1 pseudogene is annotated in these 567 nt (G+C 77.6%); it reads left to right on the plus strand.

Annotated features, from left to right (window positions below):
* Positions 1–567: pseudogene (locus ACXRVZ_RS27715) on the plus strand (hypothetical protein); the annotation flags it as partial.

Genomic DNA, 567 nt, shown 5'->3' on the forward strand with positions numbered 1-567 from the left:
CGCCTGGGCCGTGCCGGCGGCGTCGGCGGTGCCCAGCGCCGTCGTTGCGTCCCTGGGCGCCGCATCGGCGCCGGCGGTGGAAACGCTGCGCCGCAGCGCCGACAGCCTGCGCCCGATCAGCGACCGCGAGGCGCAGCAGCGCGTCGCCGAGCTGGCGCCGCTGGACAGCAAGCAGACCGCCGTCATTGCGGCTTTCACCGCTGCGTCCAGCCCGGCCGTCGAGGCCCTGCGCCGGCCGACCGAGGTGCTGCGGCTGGCGGCGGGCAGGGAGCGCAGCGCGGAACTGGCGCAGCTGGCCACGGCCAGGCCGACCGCCGTCGTGGCGGCCTTCGGTGCTGCATCCAGCCCGGCCATGGAGAGGCTGCGCGGTGCCAGCGATGCGCTGCGCGTGACCACCGACCGGAGCCGCATGAGCGAGCTGGCCCAGCTCGACACGGCCCGGCAGGAGGTGCAGCAGCGCGCCCAGCAACTGGAGGCGGCACGCCAGGAGGCCCAGCGGCAGGACGAGATCCGGCAGGAGGCCGCGCGCCAGCAGGCCGCGCGGGCCGAGGCCGCGCGCGTGGAGGC

The sequence above is a fragment of the Roseateles sp. P5_E8 genome (assembly GCF_054177665.1).